This is a genomic window from Blautia sp. HCN-1074, from assembly GCF_037890165.1.
Lineage (GTDB): Bacteria > Bacillota > Clostridia > Lachnospirales > Lachnospiraceae > Blautia_A.
In genome coordinates this window covers 63,000-88,367 of sequence record NZ_JBBKBP010000002.1, presented here as the reverse complement: position 1 = coordinate 88,367, position 25,368 = coordinate 63,000, and the positions used below count along the sequence as shown (strand labels likewise).

Annotated in this window: 19 protein-coding genes and 2 pseudogenes; 3 read left to right on the top strand and 18 right to left on the bottom strand. The window is 38.8% G+C overall.

The window, feature by feature from the left end:
- Positions 1–78 precede the first annotated feature (78 nt).
- Positions 79–738, bottom strand: coding sequence for a DUF4317 family protein (locus WKT11_RS02585; RefSeq protein ID WP_340282344.1), 660 nt, complete (start codon positions 736–738; stop codon positions 79–81).
- A 478-nt stretch (positions 739–1,216) separates the two neighbouring features.
- Here WKT11_RS02585 and WKT11_RS02580 point away from each other — a divergent pair, with 478 nt between their 5' ends.
- Positions 1,217–1,507, top strand: a complete 291-nt coding sequence (locus tag WKT11_RS02580; RefSeq protein WP_117677595.1) for a nucleotidyltransferase family protein — start codon at positions 1,217–1,219, stop codon at positions 1,505–1,507.
- Positions 1,494–1,904, top strand: a complete 411-nt coding sequence (locus WKT11_RS02575; RefSeq protein WP_117677596.1) for an HI0074 family nucleotidyltransferase substrate-binding subunit — start codon at positions 1,494–1,496, stop codon at positions 1,902–1,904. Before WKT11_RS02580 ends, WKT11_RS02575 begins: the two co-directional genes overlap by 14 nt.
- 136 nt (positions 1,905–2,040) lie before the next feature.
- Here WKT11_RS02575 and WKT11_RS02570 read toward each other — a convergent pair whose 3' ends face one another.
- The 7 genes from WKT11_RS02570 to WKT11_RS02540 form a co-directional block, all read right to left on the bottom strand.
- Entirely contained in the window at positions 2,041–4,326 is a 2,286-nt protein-coding gene (locus tag WKT11_RS02570) for a PTS transporter subunit IIABC (RefSeq protein ID WP_340282339.1), read from the bottom strand.
- 294 nt (positions 4,327–4,620) lie between these two features.
- Positions 4,621–5,727 (bottom strand): GntR family transcriptional regulator, encoded by a 1,107-nt coding sequence (locus WKT11_RS02565; protein WP_147417041.1) that lies wholly within the window; start codon positions 5,725–5,727, stop codon positions 4,621–4,623.
- The gene (locus WKT11_RS02560) at positions 5,724–7,862 is read right to left on the bottom strand and encodes a glycoside hydrolase family 36 protein (RefSeq protein ID WP_117677599.1); all 2,139 of its coding nucleotides are present in this window, start codon (positions 7,860–7,862) and stop codon (positions 5,724–5,726) included. The genes WKT11_RS02565 and WKT11_RS02560 overlap by 4 nt, the downstream gene beginning before the upstream one ends.
- A gap of 15 nt (positions 7,863–7,877) precedes the next feature.
- Positions 7,878–8,807, bottom strand: coding sequence for an ABC transporter permease (locus WKT11_RS02555; RefSeq protein WP_117677600.1), 930 nt, complete (start codon positions 8,805–8,807; stop codon positions 7,878–7,880).
- 13 nt (positions 8,808–8,820) lie between these two features.
- A complete protein-coding gene (locus WKT11_RS02550) occupies positions 8,821–10,320 on the bottom strand; it encodes a sugar ABC transporter ATP-binding protein (RefSeq protein ID WP_117677601.1) in 1,500 nt (499 codons plus the stop codon).
- 13 nt (positions 10,321–10,333) lie between these two features.
- Positions 10,334–11,278 (bottom strand): ABC transporter permease, encoded by a 945-nt coding sequence (locus WKT11_RS02545; RefSeq protein WP_117677602.1) that lies wholly within the window; start codon positions 11,276–11,278, stop codon positions 10,334–10,336.
- Positions 11,279–11,336: 58 nt separating this feature from the next.
- The gene (locus WKT11_RS02540) at positions 11,337–12,467 is read right to left on the bottom strand and encodes a sugar ABC transporter substrate-binding protein (protein ID WP_117677603.1); all 1,131 of its coding nucleotides are present in this window, start codon (positions 12,465–12,467) and stop codon (positions 11,337–11,339) included.
- A gap of 575 nt (positions 12,468–13,042) precedes the next feature.
- Between WKT11_RS02540 and WKT11_RS19950 the strand changes: the two are divergent.
- Positions 13,043–14,779, top strand: a pseudogene (locus WKT11_RS19950) (IS1634 family transposase).
- 145 nt (positions 14,780–14,924) lie between these two features.
- Here WKT11_RS19950 and WKT11_RS19945 read toward each other — a convergent pair.
- The 10 genes and pseudogenes from WKT11_RS19945 to ppdK all read right to left on the bottom strand — a co-directional run.
- Positions 14,925–15,562 (bottom strand): annotated as a pseudogene (locus WKT11_RS19945) (ParM/StbA family protein); the annotation flags it as partial.
- Positions 15,535–15,657 carry a hypothetical protein gene (locus WKT11_RS19940; protein ID WP_445291924.1) on the bottom strand — a complete coding sequence of 41 codons (123 nt, stop codon included), beginning with the start codon at positions 15,655–15,657 and terminating at the stop codon, positions 15,535–15,537. The pseudogene WKT11_RS19945 and the gene WKT11_RS19940, both read right to left, overlap by 28 nt.
- 4 nt (positions 15,658–15,661) lie before the next feature.
- On the bottom strand, positions 15,662–15,841 hold the full coding sequence (locus WKT11_RS02515) for a hypothetical protein (RefSeq protein ID WP_117677605.1): 180 nt from the start codon (positions 15,839–15,841) through the stop codon (positions 15,662–15,664).
- Between the two features lie 229 nt (positions 15,842–16,070).
- A complete protein-coding gene (locus tag WKT11_RS02510; protein ID WP_243104254.1) occupies positions 16,071–16,499 on the bottom strand; it encodes a Fic family protein in 429 nt (142 codons plus the stop codon).
- A 78-nt stretch (positions 16,500–16,577) separates the two neighbouring features.
- Positions 16,578–16,733, bottom strand: a complete 156-nt coding sequence (locus tag WKT11_RS02505; RefSeq protein WP_242986950.1) for a hypothetical protein — start codon at positions 16,731–16,733, stop codon at positions 16,578–16,580.
- Positions 16,734–16,995: 262 nt separating this feature from the next.
- Positions 16,996–17,655 (bottom strand): DUF4317 family protein, encoded by a 660-nt coding sequence (locus tag WKT11_RS02500; RefSeq protein ID WP_340282316.1) that lies wholly within the window; start codon positions 17,653–17,655, stop codon positions 16,996–16,998.
- A gap of 71 nt (positions 17,656–17,726) precedes the next feature.
- Positions 17,727–18,047, bottom strand: a complete 321-nt coding sequence (locus tag WKT11_RS02495) for a hypothetical protein (RefSeq protein ID WP_117677059.1) — start codon at positions 18,045–18,047, stop codon at positions 17,727–17,729.
- A 12-nt stretch (positions 18,048–18,059) separates the two neighbouring features.
- Positions 18,060–19,265 carry a HipA domain-containing protein gene (locus tag WKT11_RS02490; RefSeq protein ID WP_340282313.1) on the bottom strand — a complete coding sequence of 402 codons (1,206 nt, stop codon included), beginning with the start codon at positions 19,263–19,265 and terminating at the stop codon, positions 18,060–18,062.
- A 344-nt stretch (positions 19,266–19,609) separates the two neighbouring features.
- Positions 19,610–21,874 carry a PTS transporter subunit IIABC gene (locus WKT11_RS02485; protein WP_119244586.1) on the bottom strand — a complete coding sequence of 755 codons (2,265 nt, stop codon included), beginning with the start codon at positions 21,872–21,874 and terminating at the stop codon, positions 19,610–19,612.
- Positions 21,875–22,327: 453 nt separating this feature from the next.
- Positions 22,328–24,958: a pyruvate, phosphate dikinase gene (gene ppdK, locus WKT11_RS02480; protein WP_019161972.1), complete on the bottom strand. Its 2,631-nt coding sequence runs from the start codon at positions 24,956–24,958 to the stop codon at positions 22,328–22,330.
- Between the last annotated feature and the right edge of the window lie 410 nt (positions 24,959–25,368).

The following is a 25,368-nucleotide window of genomic DNA, read 5'->3' as shown; positions in this document are numbered from 1 at the left end:
TAGTCATTTTTCCATAAAATGACTAAATTGAATTTGAAATGACTAAATTGAATTTCCATCTTATCAGATCTTTAATAGCTATTTTCCCAATATTTTCTTTAAAAATCCTTCATCCGGACGTTCCGGATTTTCAAAGAAGATATCTATCTTCCCATGCTCTGCGGATCTGTCCTCGAATGCAGGAAATATAAATCCACATTTGGGTTTTCCTGCATTATAGTCTTTATCTACCGGTGCAGCTACACACACAAGGAAGCTATAAACTTCTTCCGATTCCCATTGTTCGCTCTGATCTGAGCCTTTCTTTGGAATATCGTAGATTCCATGATAAATATAAATTCCAAATTCCTGCCCGCGTAAATAATTTGTCCTGTTGGGCTTGTCTTCTGTGCCGCAGATTCCCTCTGCCAGCTGTTCGCAAAGTGTCTGCACAAGAAGATCATCTTTTAAACCATATTGCGATAATGCCATTAGCAGTTTATGAATACTATCATATGCCAGATCTCCTGCCGGAAATTTATAACATTTTAACTGCTCATTTGTTTTTGAAAACGGAATCGTTTTCGCAATATCCAGATTAACTTGCTGGTCATGCTTTCCCATGTTTTTAAAATTTACATTAAAAGTATTATCGATATATCCATCTTCGTCTATGTAAGCACCTGCTGCACGCATAAAACAATTTCTGGATAAGGTCATCCTGCGGGTTAACTCCAGCATATCATTTCTGTTTATCATACTTTTTCTTTTCCTTTATATCTGTCTGATTTCTTTTATTGTTTACTCCCTGTTGTTTCTTATTTTATTGACTATACCTTTTTTTCAGGTGAATCTTTAACAGCAATTGTGCGATTTGCTTTTCTACCATATTCTCTGGCTTTCTGCTTCATAACTGCTCCCCTTACCAATACTTCTCTCGTTTCCAGATTTTCTTTCCTTCCTGAAAAAGCTGAAGATACTTGATTTTCTTCTGTGCGGTTTCTGCTATCTTTTCTACTCTTTCTTCTGGCATTTTCGTATATTGTTTTAATAATCAAAATTTATTTGATTTATCTTATACAAGCATAAGTGTACCATATTTTTGTCAGGAATCCTACCTGTCTGTTTAATTTACTTTGTTTTCCTGACTAACTTTCCTGTCATGGATTTCTCATAAAAGATTGTTAACTACCGTAAAATATGCTATTCTAAGAGAAAATTGGGAGGTGACAGGGATATGAAGTATAATCTTCCAGAAAGAGTTTTAAGAGAGATTTCTTTATTTGCCAGGAAACATTCTGTTACAAAAGTGATTCTCTTCGGTTCACGTGCCAGAGGAACAAATACAGAAAGAAGCGATATAGATATAGCTGTATACGGTGGAGATTTTGATTCTTTTTATTGGGACATCAAGGAAAACGTACATTCTCTTTTGATGTTTGATATAATTGAAGCTGATTCCCCCATTTCCGATGAATTAAAAAAAGAAATCAAAAAGGATGGTGTCGTGATTTATGAAAAAGCTTGATAATTTTTCAAACTGCCTTTCTATATTAAAAAATGCAGATTTCAAACTTGCAGATAACAATGAAATATACAGAACCGGAATTATCGGGCAGTTTAATTTAACCTTTGAACTTGCATGGAGGGCTTTGCAGGAAACACTAAAATTGCATGGCGTAGAGGAAGCAGCTACCGGTTCACCACGTGAAATTCTACAATTGGGTTATAAAGTTGGTTTTGTAAGTGATTCTTCCGTATGGCTGCTCATGCTAAAAAAGCGCAATACATCCGTTCATATTTATAACGAAGATGAAATTGATGAAATGATTCTTCTTATACGCGACAGTTTTCTTCCGGCTTTCGCTATTCTCGAAGAAACCTTAAAAGCTAAATTGAAAGAAGTCGAAAACGATTGGAATTGATTTCTTGTTTTTACGGCATATAAAGAACAGCCAGATAATTCAGATGTTCTATATTCTCTGATTATCTGGCTGTTCTTTTATTTGTTCTGCGAATATTCGCAGCCTGTTTGGTTCAGTTTTCTCAAAACTATACTTATTATTCCAGTGTCTCTACCGCAAATAACGGTTCTCCTGCCTTAATCTCACCATTTGCGAGAAGTCGGATTCTCTGGTTGTCTTCCGGTTCTGTGTCGAGGATCGGAGAAACGAGGGATGGTGCATTTGCTGATAAGAACTCTAAATCAAGTTTCATCATTGGCTCGCCCATCTTTACTTTCTGTCCTTCTGTTACCAGAATTTCAAATCCTTTTCCTTCCAGTTTCACAGTGTCGATTCCCATGTGAAGGAGCATTGGAATGCCGGAATCTGTCTGGAATCCGATGGCATGTTTGGTGTCGAAGATAAATTCTACTTCACCGTCTGCAGGTGCATATACAGTGCCTTCTGTCGGCGTTACGACTGCACCGTCACCCATCATCTTTCCTGCAAATCCTTCATCCGGTGCAGTAGAAAGATCTGCTGCGATTCCGTCTACCGGGCTGTAAATGATGGCTGTTTTTCTGATCTTTTCTTCTTTTACAGGTGCTGATGTCTGTGCTGCATTGTCTACATTTTCAGTTCCTGTGCTCTGCTTCTGTGCTGTCGCGCTATTCTGTCCATTTGCGTTCCCTGCTGCGTTATTTCCAGTTTCTGCTACACTATTGTTCTGTGTTTCCAGTACATTCTTCTGTACATCTTCTGCAAATTCATTCGGAGCAGTTTCCAGATATTCTTCCAGTTTTGCTTTGATAACAGTTACATGAGGGCCATAAATAACCTGTACACCCTGTCCTTTTTTCACGATTCCTCTGGAATCTGTCTGTTTCAGGAGATCATCTCTGACTCTCTCCGGCTCTGCGACTGTGACACGAAGTCTTGTCGCACAGCAGTCGACATCTACGATATTTTTCTTTCCGCCAAGTCCCATTGTGATCAGCTCGCTTACCGGATCATTAGAAGTTGCTGTAACTGTACCTGCAGCTTTTCCGGCTTCTTTTCTGGCATTTACATCGGCCTTTGTATAGAGTTTGGTTTCTGTATCATCATCCTCACGTCCCGGAGTTTTGAAGTCAAACTTCTTGATCATAAATGTAAAGATCACATAGTACAGAATGAAATAAATAATACCAACCGGGATAATTCTCAGCCAGCTCGTCTTTGCATTTCCCTGCAGGATACCAAACAGGAACAGGTCAAGAAAACCACCTGAGAAGGTAAGTCCTACCGCAATGTTCAGCATATGTGCAATCATATAAGCCGCACCTGCCAGAATTACCTGCACTACAAACAGCGCCGGAGCTACAAACAGGAATGAGAATTCCAGCGGCTCTGTAATACCTGTAAACATACATGCCAGTGCTGCGGAAAGAAGAAGTCCGCCTGATGCTTTTTTCTTCTCAGGTTTTGCGCAGCGGTACATAGCCAGTGCTGCACCCGGAAGACCGAAGATCATAAAAATAAATTCACCGGAGAAATATCTGGTTGCGTCTGCACTGAAATGTGCTACATTTGCAGAGTCAGCAAGCTGTGCAAAAAAGATATTCTGTCCACCCTGCACCATCTGTCCCGCAACTTCCATGGTACCGCCAACTGCAGTCTGCCAGAATGGCATATAAAACACATGATGAAGACCAAATGGAATCAATGCACGCTTGATAATACCAAAGATCAAAGTTCCGAAATATCCGCTTCCTGTTACCAGACCGCCCAGCGCATAAATACCGTTCTGAACTACCGGCCATACAAAATACATCAGAATTCCCACAAACATATATACGATTGTAGAAATAATCGGTACAAATCTGGAGCCGCCAAAGAAGGACAGCGCATTCGGAAGTACGATCTTATGGAAACGGTTATGAAGCGCTGCAACGCCAAGACCTACGATAATACCGCCAAATACACCCATCTGCAGGGACTGGATTCCACATACAGAAGTAACGGTTCCTTCCAGTACATCTTTGGCAATCTGACCGTCAGCTGTAATCTCACCATTGATAAGAAGCATAGCACTGATTGCCACGTTCATAACGAAATATGCGATCAATGCCGAAAGAGCTGCAACCTCTTTCTCTTTCTTTGCCATACCTATGGCAACACCTACTGCAAAGATCAATGGCAGGTTGTCAAATACCGCACTTCCGACTTTATTCATAATGATCAGAAGTGAATTAAGTAACGTACCGCTCCCAAGGATTTTCTGTAATCCATAGGTAGCAATAGTTGTTTCATTTGTGAAGGAACTGCCGATTCCAAGCAGCAGACCTGCAACAGGGAGAATTGCAATCGGAAGCATAAAGGATCTTCCCACACGCTGCAAAACTCCAAAGATTTTGTCTTTCATGTTTCTTTGTTCTCCTTTTTCTGATAGTGTTGGCGCAGTTATCTATTCCCGTATTATTTTTGACATGACGTTTCTCAGGAACGACAGCTGCCGGATTTCTTTGGAGATTAAAACCTTCTGACAACTTATTATTCCGGTATTCACCGCAAAAAATGCATCAAAAAAGGCACTAACCCCCATAAATATTAAAAATAACATTTATGACCGGTTAATGCCTGCCTGTCCAGTAACACACCAAATCTGTTCTTTACTATAAGTGATTTTTTACTGTTTGTCAATGATATTTTTATGAAATTATTTTACCGGAATAATGGAATCTCTTACAGATATTTTGGAAGGAACTATTATCTTCTCAAAATTTTCTATGTGTCCATTTCCCTCTATAATATCCAGCAATGTCTCAGCTGCTTTAATGCCAAGTTTCTTTCTCGGATGACGTACAGAAGTAAGATAATGGCCATCATCCAACTGTACATTTTGATCATCGAAAGCAACCATGGATAATTGTTGCGGAATACTGATGGCAATTTTCCTGGCTTCCATTACAAATTCTTCTGCAAGCATATCATTATAACAGACATATCCCGTAACATCCTTTATGCTCTCTGTTTCCATGCTTATTCCATAACGATTCTGCGTCCATAATTCCTTTTTGGATGCAAACCATTTTACATGGTCGTCCACAACTGGAATTCCGGCACTGTTTAAAGCCTCTGCAAATCCCTGGAATCTACGGTGACCCTGCAGATCATCGTACTTAAATGCACATCCGATATTTACATGACCTGCCTTGATCAAAAGCATCGTTATCTCCCTTGCCATTTCAATATCATCCATTAAAACAGAAGGTACTGCCAGTTCTCTGTAATAATTGTGAATAAATACAATTGGAATACCCCGTTCAATAAAGCGTTGATACAAATGAAGGTTAGGATTCGGCAGAGCACTTTTAGTTCCCTCCACAATGATGCCTGAAATTCCATCTCTTTCCAGAAGTTCAAGGCATTTTCGCTCTCTGTCAAAGCAATTCTCCGTAATGCCCAGATGCATGCCATATCCATTCTCTAAGAGAACCTCTTCTATCCCGCGCAGGATACTTGGAAACATATGGTTTGCTACATATGACATTATAATTCCAACAGTTTTCGTGCTTTGTCCGTAAGTGCTTTCTCTTTTTACGTAATATCCACTTCCATGAATACTGTAAACATAGTCCTCCATAGTAAGTGCAACATATGCCTTACGCACACTCTGACGACTAATATTAAATTTCGTACACAGAAAGTTTTCACTTGGAAGTTTCTGACCAAATTTATATACCCGATTATCAATTTTTTCTTTTATCCAGTCATATACAACTTTATATTTATACTCTGCCATTTCCACCTGTACTATTCTCAAAAGAGCTTAAACACTCTCGCAGTTTTTATATTTCTTAATTTTGCTGTTATTGTCTTATTTGAATAAATCATTGCCTTATCATCAGAAAAGCCCGGATAAATTAATTCTGCGGAAGTAAATTTCTCAAGTTCCTTTGTCAACTGCATATTTAATGTTTCTTCTCCTCCAATTCTCCATACTGCCAGATATGCATGTGTTCCACAGTTTAAGCCAAATGTAAACCAGTCATCACTAAATTGCGGCAAACCTGTTAACCAGAACGGCGTAGCTGATTTTATATCATCTCTTATTTGCTTATATACTTCAATGCCTTCCCGAACAAATTCGAATTGTTCTTTCGGCAAATTTCCCAGATGACCACTTTGATGAATTCTGAGAAGCATTGCATTCACCATGTTCATAACCGTTATTTCTTTATCCTGACCGCTCATCGGATACGACCATATCGCACATTGCTCCGGATTTACCGCCGTAACACTTGAAGCTGCAATACACGCATTTTTAATATAATCTGTCTGATCACTGGAAGACTGAATACTGTGTCTGCTGAGCATAGCGTAGTCCATCCTCAGGCCACCCGATCCACAATTTTCAATTACCAGATTAGGATATTTTTCAAAAATACTGTCTAACCAGGACAAATATGCTCTGTTATGCTCCAGAAGTCCATCCCCTAAACTGTCCGAATCCACTTCTGTTCCAATTCCGCTGTTAATATTGTAGTCCATTTTAATGTATCCTACGCCAAATTCATTTACCATTCTGTCGATCACTTTTGTTGCATAATCGCGTACTTCCGGATTTCTAAAATCCAGCTGGTACCTGCACTGATCACTGACAACACAGCCATGTCTCTTAAAGAACCATGTATCTGGAATATTTTCAAAATGTAGACAGTCAAATCCAACTACTTCTATTTCCAGCCACAGTCCCGGAATCATTCCTTTATCTCGTATATACTGAATTGGTTTATCTATTCCGCCAGGGTATCTTCTTTTTGATGGCTGCCATTCACCAACACCGGCCCACCAGTTCTGATCTGTATACCACCCACAGTCAATAACAAAATACTCACATCCCGCTTCTGCTGCTGCATCAATTAACGGGATAAGCTTTTCAGTAGTAGAATCACCAAATAAGCAATTCATATAATCATTAAAAATTACCGGTAACGTTTCATTATCCTGATTTTTTCTGCGAATGATTCGTCTGTATTTTACCATTTCTGCAAAAGAATCTTCAAATTTTCCATTCAGCGCAGCAACTGCAACAGGAACACTCACAAAAGTTTCTCCCGGTTTTAAAGATTTGTGCCATTGACTCTCCCACTCTGTAGGACCTGACATCTGAAAATATATTTCACCGATCTGATCTCCGGTACTGGTAATCATTAAATTATGATTCTCCTGCGTAAACATTGTTCCAAGACTTTCTGCAACCTCCCAATACCAGGAACCATTATGTTCAATCTCCCACAAGTATTCCGTTCCCGTTTCCTCATTCCGAAGACATCCCATAGGAAGATGTTCTTCTGTTGACCAGGAACCTTCATTTTGTAAATAGATCCTTTTCGTTGATTGTGCCAGATTGATAGGATTTAATCCAAGCTCAGGTAAAGTATTGGAAAACCATCTGCATTCATCATACCACGAATTACTTGCCTGATAAAGTCTCATTTTCTTTTCCCAGCCGGTCATTCCTCCATAGGATGCAAAAGAATACATAAACGACGATACATATTCAATTTCCCTTGTCTGTTCGCTGTTATTGATTACCTCCGTCCAGCTTCGGATTACTTTTATCCCATCAAAAAACTGATAATGGCTTACAAGTTCAACGCCATTATATTCCTGTATTATTTCAAGTTTTCTTCCAAATTCAGTTCTTGTATCTTTAAAATTCTTATATTTCATCCAGCATCCGGGATTACAGCCAATATGTTTTCTGCCGCGATGATCACTGCTTCCCATTCCGGTTTCCTGATACTCCGCCAGATATCCATTCTGCTGTAAAACCTCATTCATTCCTTCTTCAAACTTGTCCGTATCTGAAAAGTTTATTAATCTGACAGTTTCTCCGGCAATCAAAAATGTCATATGAATTCCATTTTCAACAATCGCTATTTTTTTGTTCATATTCATTTCCCCCTTTTATTTAATAACAGCTAATGATTTTCTATCTGTAGTAACTGCGACAATCACTAAGAAAATCACTCCTCGAATCAATTGCTGTAAATTGGGCTCAATCTGAAGCAAAACTAATCCATTATTTAAAATACTCAGCATAAAAACACCCAATATTACACTGCTGAATTTCGTTTTTGCACCCCCACTTACGGGAAGTCCCCCAAGCACCAGCGCGATCATAACGTTTGTTTCTGCCAGATTACCGGCTGAAGCTGTAATTGATCCCACACGTATCACATTAATCGTTGATGCCAGTCCGGCAAGTGCACCGGCTGCTGCAAATGAAATAATTTTTATTTTTTCAATCTTTATTCCCGAGAATCTTGCAGCAGTCTCACCGGCTCCGATCATTCGGACATACTGTCCGATTTCAGTATATCTCGACACAAGAACTCCACCAAATAAGACTAACGCCACAATAGGAATTGCAAATTTATCCGCATCCATCATATACATATATATTGGTGCAGAATATGGTGCATCTGTTGTAAGAAAAGCGCATAATCCTCTAAAGGCCAGCATTGTACAGATTGTCACAATAAAAGATCCTATTTTAAAATGGGCATGGAGTATTCCATTTATTAACCCAATTACAGTTCCCACAATAATTCCGGCAATTAAACCTAATGCAATATGTTCCTGCCCTGCAAGAATAACTGCGATTGATGCAACACCAATAATCGCCCCCTGTGAGAAATCAAGGCTTCCCATGCTCATCACAAAAAAAACGCCGGTTGCACAAATCAGCAACACATAGGATTGTTGTAATATCAAAAGCAGATTTCCCACTGTTAGAGATTTAAAACCTGTAACAATACCAAAGAAGGCCAGAAGAATGACGATACCAATATAAGAGAAGCATCCATTTATATTTATTTTCATTTTTTTGCTCATTGCATATCTCCTGTTAAATCATCTTCCTAATTAAATCCTGTTCCTGAAGAGATTCCTTTCGCATAAATTCTCCATTAATTACTCCGTTTTTAAGTATTAATATCCTGTCACACATACCGATCAATTCCATAATTTCCTCAGAAATCATAATTATCGATTTCCCTTCTTTTCTCAGTCCGTCCATGACGTTATAGATATCCGCCTTTACTTTAATATCGATTCCCCGTGTCGGACTGTCAAAAATGAGAATATCCGGATTAATTGCCAGCCATCTTGCCAGTACCACTTTCTGTTTATTTCCGCCTGATAATCCTGCTACATCCTGCTCGATACCCTGCATTTTGACACTAAGCTTCTGTGCAAATTCATTTGCAAAGCTGCCACACTTCGAAGGCGAAATAAAGATTCCTTTTTTCAGTGAATCATATGCCATCATACAAATATTATTTTTTATACTTGCATTTAATATCACTGATTCATTATCTCTGTCCTTTGAAGTATAAGCAATTCCATCAGCAATCGCCTGTGCAATAGATTCAACCTTCCTGCCGTCAGATAGCTTCACCTCACCCGTATAATCTCTTTCTGCTCCAAACATCACCTTTCCAATTTCATGAATTCCACAATCACTTAATCCGCCGATTCCAAGAATTTCTCCCTTATGAAGTTCCAGTGAAACATCCTTAAGCAAACCATGTGTTGTAACATGCTGCATTGAAAATACTACATCTTTAGATATTTCAGTTCCATAATCCATGCGATAATAGCGATTGTCTACTTTTCGCCCTACCATTAATTCTTTTAACTTATCCGCCGTTACCTCTTTTGTATTAACAGTAGTAATGTATTCCCCATCTCTTAGTACCGAAACTCTGTCTGTCCTGTCCATCACTTCATCCAGATCATGCGAAATAAAGATCACTGTCCGACCTGAATTTCTGATTTTCTCCATCTGCCCGTATAAAATTTCCCGGCCATCCTGTGACAATGCAGTTGTCGTTTCATCCACAATTACTAATTCCGGTTTAAAATAAGTTGCCTTCACAATTTCTATCAGCTTTCTGATTTCAAAATTATACTTATCAACAATATCAGACCCTTTTATACTCTCAAAACCATACTCCTTTAAAAGCAGATCCGCAGCCGCATTCATTTTTTGGTTATTTAAAAAGCCTTTTTCAATAAACTCTTTTTCTTTTCCGAGAAACATATTCTGGGCAACCGTTAAACCACTTAATGTTCCTGCTTCCTGAACGATAGCTGAAATTCCCAGAGAATTTGCCTCCAGCTGATTAGCAGCCCTATATTCTTTTCCAAGAAAAATAAATTTCCCGGAATCCTGAGGCTGCAGTCCATAAATCATTGATGTCAGGGTTGATTTCCCGGAACCGTTTTCTCCTATTAATCCATGTATTTCACCCTTATTAATCGTGAAAGAAATATTTTGGCATGCTTTTGTAATGCCAAAGGCTTTTGAAATGTCCGCAATTTCCAATAAAATCTGATTTTCCATAAATTCCTCCTCATTACTTCACTACCGCATCACGCTCAACCTTACATGTCAGTAAAATAATTACTATCAGAGTAACTCCAATCACTAAGTTCTGGAGTGTAGATGGAATTCCAACAACAATCAGTCCAGACATAATCATTGTGATTATAAATTCTCCAACTATGATAGAAACAATAGGATTTATAGAATTTTTAAAAGCCAATGCAAAAAAGCAGCCCATAAGCGGTGTAAAACTTCTTGACATACTTGCCATATTTGTACTGGGAGACATTGCATTTCCGTAGCTGACCGTTAAAACACTCATTAAGCCGGCAAAGAAACCAGCCAATACAAATGCAATAACCTTATATTTTTTTACATTGATTCCCATATTTTCCGCAGATTTTTCGTTACTTCCAATTGCATTGGTATAAATACCGATCCGCGTACATTTCATAAAATAATATGCAATTAAAAACGAGATAAACGCAAAAATTATATTCATAGGTGCACGACCAAATGCTCCAATATTCTTTGACAAAGTAAATACACTTCCAGATGCAAGCAATGCACCCAGACATTCATATATGATCATTAATCCGATTGTCACAATAATAGAAGGAATCCTGCACTTCACATATACAATTCCATTTATCAGGCCCAAAATAGTTGCAACAGCTAAAATAGAAGAGATAAATCCAATATATCCTGTTCTATTTCCAACCATAACTCCCACTAATGCAGATAAAACAATATTGGCACCAATAGAAAAATCAAACAGTCCCATAACCACAATAAAATATAGCCCACATCCCGCCACAGCAGGCATTAAAGACTGTTGAAAATAAGAAAACAAATTGGAAAGGCTTCCAAAATTACCGGGACGAATAATTTTAAAAATTAAATATACTGCCAGACAGCTTCCAAACAGAGCCAGTGTACTTTTTACTCTGCTATCTACTCTTGCTTTTTTCTTCATACATTGATTCCTCATAAACGGAGGAGAGAAACAATTTCTCCTCCATCAGATCTGCTTATTAATCTTCTCCATGCCTCTGTGCAACTTCATCAATGCTAAGTGCTGCCGCCGTTGCCTGCAAGTCTTCAAAAGACTCTTCTGCAATTTCCTTTGTTTCTTCTTCAGTATAAGGAAGAGTTTCTACAAAATATTTATTATAATTGTTGTAATCATCTTCAGAAGAAACATACATCATCGGGAATTTTATTTCAAACAGCTTGCCTTCCTCTTTTACAAAATTTCCACGAATCGCATTATAAACCAACATTAAAGAAAAATACGGATCTGCATAATGTCCTCCTGACATCGCTGCAATTTCTCCATTCTGTAACTGAGTACCTAATGTCTCAGTAAAATCTGTAGATACTACATTGATTTTTCCTACCAGATCTTTAGCTTTCACTGCATTTAATGCGCCTTCCAGGGATGTCGCATTTCCGACAACTACCAGACCATCCATATTACTGTCTGCATCAATCATATTTTCAACAGCCTGTCTTGCTTCTTCTGCTGTCCATTTATCATCTACGACATCTCCTAATTTAACCTGATCATCCGGATTATTTTCATTCCATTCCTCAACATACTTCTGATATCCTGCAATTCTTGCACCGGCAGTTGCATCACCAACACGATAGCTTAACATTCCGATATCTCTGCTGCCTTTATCTTCTACTAAAATTTTACAAAGATCGTATCCGTTTTGCTCTTCATCCTCATGTGTTTCACCTAAGAAATACTTTGTACCCTCTGCCATTTCCAGAACCTGTTCATCTGTTATCTGTCTGAAATACTGTGCCAGATACACTTCATTTTTTTCACAGATAGGAATTGCTTTTGCCATTTCTGCATCAGCTGAATTACAGATAATTATGCCCTGAACGCCTGAAGCGCAAAGATTTTCAACAGAGGATACAACCTCTTCAGACTTCAGCGAATGCTCTACATATACCAGTTTTACACCAAGTGCTTCTGCTTCCGCATCCAGAATTTTTTTACAGGAAGCACCCAAAGGATCTGACGTTCCCCATATAGACACACCAATTGAAATATCATCCTTTTTCTCTTCTGCATATGTTGTAATAGCGCTTCCCATCAACATTGATACTGACATAATCCCAGCTAAAATAGTACAAATTGTTTTTTTCATTTTAACCCTCCAGTTTTGCATAAAATTTGTTATTTACTTGTTATCTTTTAATGCATGTATTTGGCCAAATACTTGATTTTCATTTTTTTCATTTGGTTATTTTTTATATATTTATGTTTGAATTCATTTCTTTATTGTGATTTTATAATAAATCAAATTTGTATTAACATCAATTATATTTGTACAGTAGTTGTACTTACATTTTTGTTTTTCAGTGAATAACTTGTACTTTTAATCAAATTATTCGGAATTATCTAATACCGTTATGTATATTATAACTTTAATATTGTATTTATTTTTGTCTTATTATAATAAAATAAAATAAGAAGAAACCCTCGGTACCGCAAATACCGGGGGCTTCTTCTCAGTTTTTTCATCAGAATCATATCACATAGCATCCTAAACACTGCTCACTTTCGTAACTTACCACAGTTTTGCAGCAACATATGTTCGATTGTAGCCTGAAAGCCTTTTCCCTTATGGCTTACAGGCTTTTTTTATTTTTTACTTTTTGTCATATTTTACTGGATATACATAGTCATATATGGTAATAGTTATATTTAGAGGTGACTATTATGCATTTAAGAAAAACAAAAACTAATAACGGACGCATCTATCTTGCAATTGTTGATTCTTTTTATGATAAACAGAAAAAAATGTCCCGTTCCAAAACAATTGAATCTCTGGGATATCTTGATGTTCTCGAAAAAGAATACGATGATCCAATTACTCACTTTCAAAAAAGAATTGAGCAGTTAAAAAAAGAAAAGCAGGAAAAGACTGCTCCGATCCACTTTACTTTTTATGACTCTGACCGGCTATGCCCCGGGGATGATCTGCGGAAAAATTTCGGCTATGCTTGCACTGAGCCAGATCTATCACGAACTTGGTATCCATACCTTTCTGGCCAATCGACAGCGCCATTCGAAAGAACAGTACGATGCCAACGCCATCATGAAGATGCTGGTCTATTCCCGGCTCCTTTTTCCTGCATCGAAAAGATCTTCTTATGATGGCAGAGAACGTTTTTTTGAAAAAACAGATTACTCCCTGGATGATACTTACCGCTGTCTTTCTTTTCTGAATAAGCACAAAGAAAATATGCAGGTCTGGATAAATGACAGGATCAAAAAGAATTATGGAAGGGATACCAGTCTGATCTATTACGACGTTACGAACTACTATTTCGAAACAGACGAGCAGAATGACTTTCTCCGCAAAGGGGTTTCCAAAGAACACCGTCCAGATCCAATCGTACAGATGGGACTGTTCATGGATAATCAGGGCATTCCTATCACTTACGAACTCTTTCCAGGAAACACTAACGACTGTCTGACCTACAGACCAAACTTCGGGCGTATCAAAAAACAGTTTGACCTTGGCAGGGTGATCTCTATTGCTGACAAGGGGATGACGACGGGTGATAACATCTGGTATACGATCAATACTCCTACTCATGATGGATATGTTTTCAGTATGTCCATCCGGGGTGCTGAAAAAAGCATCAGAGACTATGTTCTTAAAGAATATGGCTATGAGTGGCTTGGTACGGAATATAAACGAAAATCCCGGAGATCTCCAAGAACAATACAGGTTACCTCTGTTACTGGAAAAAAATAAAAAAACAGGTGGATGAAAAGCAGGTGGTCTTTTGGAGCGAAAAATATGCCAAAAGGGCAAAAGCAGACAGGGAAGCTGCACTGACAAAAGCCAGAGATCTCGCCAAAAATCCCGGAAATTATATAAGAGCCACATCTTACGGTGCTGCAAAGTACATCAAAAAAGTGGACTACGACAAAGAAACCGGAGAGATCCTTACTGCCACCTCTGTGTTGGACATTGATAAAGACAAAATCCGGGAAGAAGAAGCATTGAACGGTTACTATATGCTGTTGACCAGCGAAATGGAAACATCTGATGATGAGATCATCGACATGTACCGGGGATTATGGCGTATTGAAGAATCTTTTAAAATAACTAAAAGTGAGTTGGAAGCCAGACCCGTATATGTTTGGACAAGAGAACATATCAAAGCACATTTCCTGACCTGTTTTATAGCTTTGACAATTGCAAGGATACTTGAAAATAAGCTGGAGCGAAAATACAGTATCGGGACCATTCTGGCCTCTCTGTCTAAAGCCGAATGTAGTCTGATCCAGCAAAACTACTATCTGTTTGATTATTATGATGAGGTTCTAAAAGATATTGGAAAGAACATGGATATCGATTTTGGAAAACGTATCCGGACTCTGGGAGAAATAAAAAATTTTGGCAAAGACCAAAAAAGCAGAAAAAACACCATGAAAATCTGACAAACCAGAAAGCCCGCCAAGCTCTGTAATTATTGGGTTTGACGGGTGTTTTTTGTCAATTTACCTGCAAAAGTCAGGTTTCAATAAGTTTTTTTGATATTCTGCACACAAAAAGGACGCAGGATTTTCTCCCACGTCCTCACATCTATCTGACTTTATCTGTCCTAATCATTGGCACTTCATTCTGTGCTTCCACCTTCATATCTGCACTGTCTCTTGCTTCAAATGCATCTGCATTGTATTGGTACTCATGTGCTTCTGCCACCATCGGTGCATAGACAATCTCTGCCTCAACTCTCTCAGGATTATTCTCTATAGGCTCGAACTTTTCAATATCTTCCTTATCTGCCTTTTTTCTTGTGCCTTAGTATTTTCATTTTCCACACGCTTTTCCTTATCCATCTGCACATCCATCACCAGATTATCCAGCTTATCAATGGATGCATCCAGATGAAGCTCCATTGATAAAAGTGTATGCTTTACAGTTTTCATCGGAGCAAGCACTGCTTTTGTTGCCATCGTCGGAATCTTATCTACCACTGCCGCATAGCACTGTGGGAATACAGCCACATCATCGACTTCAATATGATATGGTTCATTCTCATACTTGAAATCCACTCTTTTATTCTTGGTCAAATACTTGATAAAATCATTCTTCTCTGCACCAAATCTTGTAAGAGGAAGTCCCACCGCAAGGAATACCTTTGCTTCTTTAAGACCTCTTCACTTTAGTTCTTTTGCAACTGCCGCAAGTGTCAGAAGATAGAAACTTTCATCATCGACCAGCTATGATCGATGCCGACTACTTCTAATTTGTTGTTCATGCTTTCATCTCTCCTTTTTCTTATTGCCTGCATTACTGCTTCACACAATTTCATTGAATCAACCACCCCCTTCCAAGTGCTCTGTTTTGTCAGATGGAGGAACACCATCTGACCTGCCATAAAAATGCTTTCTCATTAATTCCTCATACAGTTCGTCACTCTCCGCCTTTACTTTCACAAGACTATACAGGAGTACTGTAATAATGATGATTAAGAACCAAATTAACACCTTGCCCATTCGACCACTCCTTCCAATAGAAAAAGAGGACCAAAACAGCAGATGGAAAGTTCCATCACAAGTGCTAATTTAGTCCTCACTAAATGTTTCAATATAAAATTGTACTTAATCTGATTACACAGATTCACTCCCAGACTGATTGTGGACATCTGCGATATTGACTTGAATTTTCGGTTTTGATATAACAGCGCTGCCTTATCCTACCGATAAATTGGTATAAAAATAAGGACTAAATTAGTGCTAACCCATTGATTTTACTGGGGTTCTCTAACTTTTTCCTTATTATAACATCATCATTAAATGGATGAATGCAGAGAAAATCCAGAATAAACATCGGAAGCAATAGCAATACGTCCATTGTCTGCATATTGCAGGCATTCTTAAATGAATCACAAAGATTATTAATTGTTTCTGCCGTTTCCCATACAGGCACTGATTCAAATCTTACTCTTTTCGTTCCATCGGGCAGTTCTTCTGCTATTACGTTGTCTGTAGATTTAAAATTTCCACCATATCCATTTCCGTTGAACTTATATGAGTCCCTGTGTAACTGCAGAATCATATTTGAACTGACAGGAATGTACTCATAATTTTCGTGAATTGTTGCAAGAACATCTCTGTATCCGGCAATTTCCTTTTCGCTTCTTGTCTTTGGCATCGTTTTTTCATGGACAATTTTCCTCAGGCGCTCATCCGTTGTTATAATGCCTTCAATTCTGTTCGATGCTTCCGTACTTTAGATTCGGGCAATTTCCACCAGTTCTGACAATAATTCATCCTGTATCTTTCCATTTGCATATGCACCTTTATACTCATGAATCTGTACAAGATATGACACAATATCAGGAGTATGCAATTTACTATATTCTTTTTCAAAGTTAAAAATTCGCATTGTATCTCCTATTACTTGATATTATCTCTGTTTCATGTTTTCACTCTATCATCAATTTAGTCATATTACAATTCAATTTAGTCATTCTTGCATGAAATGACTAAATTGAATTGTATCTGGTGTAATTAAAATCTGACCAACTTTCTTTTTATAAAATAAGTCAGCCGGATTTTTAAGTATATTCTAAACTTTTATCGTTCTAACTCTTCCATAATTTTCGCATTCATAAAATCATACGATTTCCAGTTTTCTTTTCTGGTGTTTATCTCCCTAATATTTTCTTTAAAAATCCTTCATCCGGATGTTCCGGATTTTCAAAAAAAATATCTATCTTTCCATGCTCTGCGGATCTGTCCTCGAATGCAGGAAATATAAATCCACATTTGGGTTTTCCTGCATTATAGTCTTTATCTACCGGTGCAGCTACACACACAAGGAAGCTATAAACTTCTTCCGATTCCCATTGTTCGCTCTGATCTGAGCCTTTCTTTGGAATATCGTAGATTCCATGATAAATATAAATTCCAAATTCCTGCCCGCGTAAATAATTTGTCCTGTTGGGCTTGTCTTCTGTGCCGCAGATTCCCTCTGCCAGCTGTTCGCAAAGTGTCTGCACAAGAAGATCATCTTTTAGACCATATTGCGATAATGCCATTAGCAGTTTATGAATACTGTCATAGGCCAGATCTCCTGCCGGAAATTTATAACATTTTAACTGCTCATTTGTTTTTGAAAACGGAATCGTTTTCGCAAGATCCAGATTAACTTGCTGGTCATGTTTTCCCATATTCTTAAAGTTTACATTAAAAGTATTATCGATATATCCATTTTCGTCTATGTAAACGCCTGCTGCACGCATAAAACAATTTCTGGATAAGGTCATCCTGCGGGTTAACTCCAGCATATCATTTCTGTTTATCATACTTTTTCTTTTCCTTTATATCTGTCCGATTTTTTATTATTTTTTTCCATACTGCGTTTGTGTTTTATTTATTATACTTTTCTCTCAGATAAATCTTTAACAGAAATTGTGCGATTAGCCTTTCTTCCATATGCCCTGGCAATCTGTATTCCATCTGCAATTTCACACGCCTGCTGATAATAATATCCCACTGCCGTTTTAAAAACCTCCGGGCGTTTCCCTTCTAGTAAATCCGGACTTAGACGAATTTCTTTTTTATATGGAATATTTTCATTTTTACAGCGTATAAAATTTTTCTGCGTTTTCAAATTGACAACCAACTGAGGAGAATCACCAATATATAATCTATCGCCTTCCATCTCTACGCTGTACTTTCCAACCTTCTGTTTCATAGCCTATTCCCCTTACCAATATTTTTCTCGTTTCCAGATTTTCTTCCCTTCCTGAAAAAGCTGAAGATACTCTATCTTTTTCTGTACGGTTTCTGCTATCTTTTCTGCTCTTTCTTCTGGCATTTTCGTATATTGTTTTAATAATTCTTCTACTTCTTTGGGAAATCCTTCAAGTTTTTCTATATCAATTATTTCTTTATTCTTTACATAGGAAAGCATATCTGTTTCTTTTTTACAAAATGAATTGACTTTGACATTTAACAGACCTGATTTGACCGGAACTGGATCTTCATTGTAAAAAAGGCAGTTTCCTGTATCATATACAGGCGCCATTTTTATCAGTGTATGTTTCTCACTGTTATATAAAAATCCGAAATTATTATAATGTCTGTCTGTATTACTCAAGATAAAATCTGTCAAAATCGTATATTCCAGCTGCCTTCTTACTTCCAGCTCATCGAGTCCATATTCTGTTGCCAACCGAATAATCGCCTCATACTCTGATAAATCATTCGGCACTTTATAATTTCTAATCAACTGATATGCCGAAACCAATTCCGTGTCCAGAGAAGTAAACAGCGCATTCAGACTACAGGGGAATTCTTCACCATCTATTTTTGTTCCGGTAATTTCATATGGGACATAATTTCTCCATTCCAGACGTTCATGAAGTCTGGTCGCAATTTTTTCATTTACTGCCTGCTGTCCATAATTATTTGTATTTATTTTCAGCAGATAACGGGTATGATCCCTGATGATCCATTTTTTCTTCATCTCTCCATTTACAGATGAAGCCGGAGAAAAACGCGATATGTGATCGTCTACATCTATTCTGCCAGTATCTGTCAGTAAATTGCCAAGTTCATCTGAAAAATCATTCTCAAAGAAATTAATATCTCTCCAGTACAGTTCTTTTGAAACTGGCTGCATCCAATAATGATCTGTCAGACTTAATCCATATGCTGCCAGCATCAAAGACTGACTTGTTTCTTCTCTCAGAATCTTCAGCGCCTGCTGAATCCCTTTTCTTGTGTCAGGTACTGCACGCATATTCCACCATTCTGCAAGTCCTGTTCCGTCTTTTTTACATCCAACGGGCAGTTCTTCCGGCAGATACACCTCAAGGATATATTCGATTCTTCCCGAAAAAGGGTTGATCTTTACCATGGCTGTGTCCAGGTCTTTATGCTTTAGTATATATAACTCTTCTCCACCCATAAAAAGCCTCCTTTTTCTCTGATAATCTTCATATTGACAGGCAAAAGTATCTCATATATTTTATTACTATTTACTCCGTCCTTAATAATACGGTTATCATATTCAAAATTTATTTGATTTACCTTATACAAGCATAAGTGTACCATATTTTTATCAGGAATCCTACCTGTCTGTTTAATTTACTTTGTTTTTCCAACCAACTTTCCTGTCATTGATTTCTCGTTTTTACGGTATGTAAAGAACAGCCAGATAATTCAGATATTCTCTGATTATCTGGCTGTTCTTTTATTTGTTCTGCGAATATTTGCAGCCTGTTTGCTTCAGTTTTCTCAAAACTATATTTATTATTCCAGTGTCTCTACCGCAAACAACGGTTCACCCGCTTTGATCTCACCGTTTGCGAGAAGCCGGATTCTCTGGTTGTCTTCTGGTTCAGTGTCGAGAATCGGAGAAACAAGGGATGGTGCATTGGCTGATAAGAACTCTAAATCAAGTTTCATCATCGGTTCGCCCATCTTTACTTTCTGACCTTCTGTTACCAGAATTTCGAATCCTTTTCCTTCCAGTTTCACAGTGTCGATTCCCATGTGAAGAAGCATTGGAATGCCGGAATCTGTCTGGAATCCGATGGCGTGTTTGGTGTCAAAAATGAACTCTACTTCACCGTCTGCAGGTGCATATACAGTTCCTTCTATCGGTGTTACCACTGCACCGTCACCCATCATTTTTCCTGCAAATCCTTCATCCGGAGCGGTGGAAAGATCTGCCGCGATACCATTTACCGGACTGTAAATAATGGCTGTTTTTCTGATTTTTTCTTCTTTTACAGGTGCTGATGTCTGTGCTGTATCGCTCTCATTTTCAGTTCCTGCAGCCTGATTCTGAGTTGCATTGCTGTCTGATCCGTTTGCAGTTTCTGCTGTATTATTTCCAGAATTTGCCGTATCATTTTCAACAGTATCTGCTGCAAATTCATTCGGAGCAGTTTCCAGATATTCTTCCAGTTTTGCTTTGATTACAGTTACATGAGGTCCATAAATAACCTGCACACCCTGTCCTTTTTTCACAATTCCTCTGGAATCTGTCTGTTTGAGGAGATCATCTCTGACTCTCTCCGGCTCTGCGACTGTGATACGAAGTCTTGTCGCACAACAGTCAACGTCTACGATATTTTTCTTTCCGCCAAGTCCCATTGTAATCAGTTCGCTTACCGGATCATTAGAAGTTGTTATAGTTGCACTATCTGTCTTTCCAGCTTCTTTTCTGGCGTTTACGTCAGCTTTTGTATAGAGCTTGGTTTCTGTATCATCATCCTCACGTCCCGGAGTCTTGAAATCAAACTTCTTGATCATAAATGTAAAGATTACATAGTACAGAATGAAATAAATAATACCAACCGGGATAATTCTCAGCCAGCTTGTCTTTTCATTTCCCTGCAGAATACCAAACAGGAACAAGTCAAGGAATCCACCGGAGAAAGTAAGTCCCACTGCGATATTTAACATATGTGCGATCATATAAGCCGCACCAGCCAGAATTACCTGTACAACAAACAATGCCGGAGCTACAAACAGGAATGAGAATTCCAGAGGCTCTGTAATACCTGTAAACATACATGCAAGGGCTGCTGAAAGAAGAAGTCCGCCTGCTGCTTTTTTCTTCTCAGGTTTTGCACAGCGATACATAGCAAGTGCCGCACCTGGAAGGCCAAAGATCATAAAGATAAACTCACCGGAGAAATATCTGGTCGCATCAGCACTGAAATGTGCTACATTTGCAGAATCAGCAAGCTGTGCAAAGAAGATATTCTGTCCACCCTGTACCATCTGTCCTGCAACTTCCATTGTTCCACCAACTGCTGTCTGCCAGAAAGGCATATAAAATACATGGTGAAGACCAAATGGAATCAAAGCACGTTTAATAATACCAAAGATTAAAGTTCCGATATATCCGCTTCCTGTTACCAGACCGCCCAGAGCATAGATACCGTTCTGAACTACCGGCCATATAAAATACATAAGGATTCCCACAAACATATATACAATTGTAGAAATGATCGGCACAAATCTGGAACCGCCGAAGAATGACAGCGCATTCGGGAGCACGATCTTATGGAATCGGTTATGGAGTGCAGCAACGCCAAGACCTACGATAATACCGCCGAACACACCCATCTGCAGGGACTGGATACCACATACAGAAGTAACAGTTCCTTCCAGTACATTTTTGGCAATCTGTCCGTCAGCAGTAATCTCACCATTAATGAGAAGCATGGCACTGATTGCTACGTTCATAACGAAATATGCGATCAATGCTGAAAGAGCCGCAACCTCTTTCTCTTTTTTTGCCATACCTATGGCAACACCAACCGCAAAGATCAGCGGTAAGTTGTCAAATACTGCACTTCCGACCTTATTCATAATAATCAGAAGGGAATTAAGTAAAGTGCCGCTTCCAAGGATTTTCTGTAATCCATAGGTTGCGATGGTTGTTTCATTTGTGAAGGAACTGCCGATACCAAGCAGCAGACCTGCGACAGGGAGGATTGCAATCGGAAGCATAAAGGATCTTCCTACACGCTGCAAAACTCCAAAGATTTTGTCTTTCATGTTTCTTTGTTCTCCTTTTCCTGATAGTGTTGGCATAGTTATCCGTTATAACTGCCGGATTTTTCTGGAGATTAAAACCTTCTGACAACTTATTATTCGGAATTTTCCGCAAAAAATACATCAAAAAAAGGCACTAACCCCCATAAATATTAAAAAATAACATTTATGACCGGTTAATGCCTGCCTGTCCAGTAACACACCAAATCTGTGCTTTAATATAAACGATTTTCTACTATTTGTCAATCCCTTTTTACCGAATTAGGTATTAATGGTTACTGGGTATGTAGTAAAATAGTAATGCATTATTCAGTTATAAGCAGCTAATAAAAGTAGATTGCAAATATCTGTATTACTCAAAAAAGGCACTGAAACTTCAGGTTGCCCTAAGTTCCAGTGCCAGTTTTTACGCTTGGACACTATCATGCTTTTGCATGAATCTATATTTTATATTATTTATGCATTCTTCTCAGCGATAGCTGCCTGTGCTGCTGCAAGACGAGCGATCGGTACACGGAATGGTGAGCAGGATACATAGTTCAGACCAATCTTATGGCAGAATTCTACAGAAGACGGATCTCCACCATGCTCGCCGCAGATACCTACGTGAAGGTTCGGGTTAACCGGTTTGCCGAGTTCGATAGCCATCTTCATCAGCTTGCCAACGCCAACCTGATCCAGTTTTGCAAATGGATCGTTCTCGAAGATCTTAGCGTCATAGTATGCATTGAGGAATTTACCTGCATCATCACGGGAGAAGCCGTATGTCATCTGAGTAAGGTCGTTTGTACCGAAGCAGAAGAAGTCTGCCTCTTTAGCGATCTCATCAGCTGTAAGAGCTGCTCTCGGGATCTCGATCATTGTACCAACTTCATACTGAAGGTCAGAACCAGCGGCTTTGATCTCAGCATCAGCTGTCTCAACTACGAATTTCTTAACATATTTAAGCTCTTTTACATCGCCAACAAGTGGGATCATGATTTCCGGTTTGATTGTCCAGTCCGGATGAGCTTTCTTAACTTCGATTGCTGCGCGGATAACTGCTGTTGTCTGCATCTTAGCGATTTCAGGATATGTTACAGCAAGACGGCATCCACGATGTCCCATCATCGGGTTGAACTCATGAAGAGAAGCGATGATAGTCTTGATCTGCTCTACAGTTTTGCCCTGAGCATCTGCAAGTTTCTTGATGTCAGCTTCATCTGTAGGAACGAACTCATGAAGAGGCGGATCCAGGAAACGGATAGTAACAGGGTTACCTTCCAGAGCTTCAAAGAGACCTTTGAAGTCATCCTGCTGATATGGAAGAACTTTTTCAAGTGCTTTTTCTCTCTCTTCTGCTGTTTCGGAGCAGATCATTTCACGGAATGCATCGATACGTCCCTCACCGAAGAACATATGCTCTGTACGGCAAAGACCGATACCTTCTGCACCAAGCTCTACAGCTTTCTTAGCATCTGCAGGAGTATCTGCGTTTGTACGAACTTTCATTGTTCTGTACTTGTCAGCCCATGCCATGATGCGTCCGAACTCACCAGCGATAGTAGCGTCTACTGTCGGGATGATTCCGTCATAGATGTTACCTGTTGTACCATCGATAGAGATGAAATCTCCTTCGTGGAATTCTTTGCCAGCAAGTGTGAATTTCTTGTTTTCTTCGTCCATAGCGATATCACCGCATCCGGATACACAGCACTCACCCATACCACGGGCAACAACTGCTGCGTGAGATGTCATACCACCACGAACTGTCAGGATACCCTGAGCAGATTTCATACCTGTGATGTCTTCAGGAGATGTCTCAAGACGTACAAGTACGACTTTCTCTCCTCTTTCAGCCCATTCAACAGCGTCATCAGCTGTGAATACGATCTTACCGCAAGCAGCTCCAGGAGAAGCGCCAAGGCCTTTACCCATTGGTGTAGCAGCCTTAAGAGCAGCAGCATCAAACTGTGGGTGAAGAAGAGTATCAAGGTTACGTGGGTCGATCATAGCTACAGCTTCTTCTTCTGTTCTCATTCCCTCATCAACAAGGTCACAAGCAATCTTTAAAGCAGCCTGAGCTGTTCTCTTACCATTACGTGTCTGGAGCATATACAGTTTACCATGCTCTACAGTAAACTCCATATCCTGCATATCTCTGTAGTGTTTCTCAAGTGTTTCGCAAACCTGTTTGAACTGTACGAATGCTTCCGGGAATTTCTGTTCCATTTCGGAAATGTGCATAGGTGTACGAACACCGGCAACAACGTCTTCACCCTGTGCATTTGTAAGGAATTCACCAAACAGACCGTTAGCTCCTGTAGCAGGGTCACGTGTGAAGGCAACACCTGTACCACAGTCATCACCCATGTTACCAAATGCCATCATCTGTACGTTAACTGCAGTACCCCAGGAATATGGGATATCGTTGTCACGACGATATACATTTGCACGTGGGTTGTCCCATGAACGGAATACGGCTTTGATAGCACCCATTAACTGTTCCTTAGGATCAGTTGGGAAATCAGCACCGATTTTTGCTTTATATTCAGCTTTGAACTGTTCTGCTAACTCATGAAGGTCTTCTGCTGTAAGTTCAACGTCCAGCTTAACACCTCTGTCAGCTTTCATCTTATCGATAAGTTCTTCGAAATATTTCTTTCCGACTTCCATAACTACGTCAGAGTACATCTGGATGAATCTTCTGTAGCAGTCCCATGCCCAACGAGCATTGCCGGATTTTTCAGCAAGTACGTTAACAACGTCTTCGTTTAAACCAAGGTTCAGGATAGTATCCATCATACCTGGCATAGAAGCTCTCGCACCAGAACGAACGGAAACAAGCAGAGGATTTTCTTTGTCACCGAATTTCTTTCCGGTAACTCCTTCCATTTTGGTGATTGCTTCCATGATCTGAGCCATGATCTCATCATTGATCTGTCTTCCGTCTTCATAGTACTGTGTACAAGCTTCAGTTGTGATTGTGAAGCCCTGCGGTACAGGAAGACCAAGGTTTGTCATTTCAGCAAGGTTAGCACCTTTACCACCCAGAAGGTTTCTCATAGTAGCGTTACCTTCTGTAAACATGTAAACCCATTTTGCCATTTTACATTTTCCTCCTAATTATTGTTCTTTCTTTCACACATAAGTAAATATATTAAATATGTTTCTTATACGCACATAATTATTTTATAGAGTTTATGTCATTTCGTCAAGGTTAATCTGCTAAAATCAGGCATTTTTTTTATACATTCTGCATAATATGATTTATTTTGTCATTTCTATTATTGTCAAAGTTTTTACTGTCCTTTATTCTGGTCTGTATTTTTATCTGTAAATTTTTTTTCGTTTTATTAACAGACATCTTCCAAGAAAACAAATTTAACATTACTACTTTTGACAGTTGCAAAGAAATATTCTGACACATTTATTATTACCTGCAAAATAACGAAATATGCCCTCTGTTACAATCGATTTGAATACAAATAATCAGTACATCTCTTTCGCCCTCTATA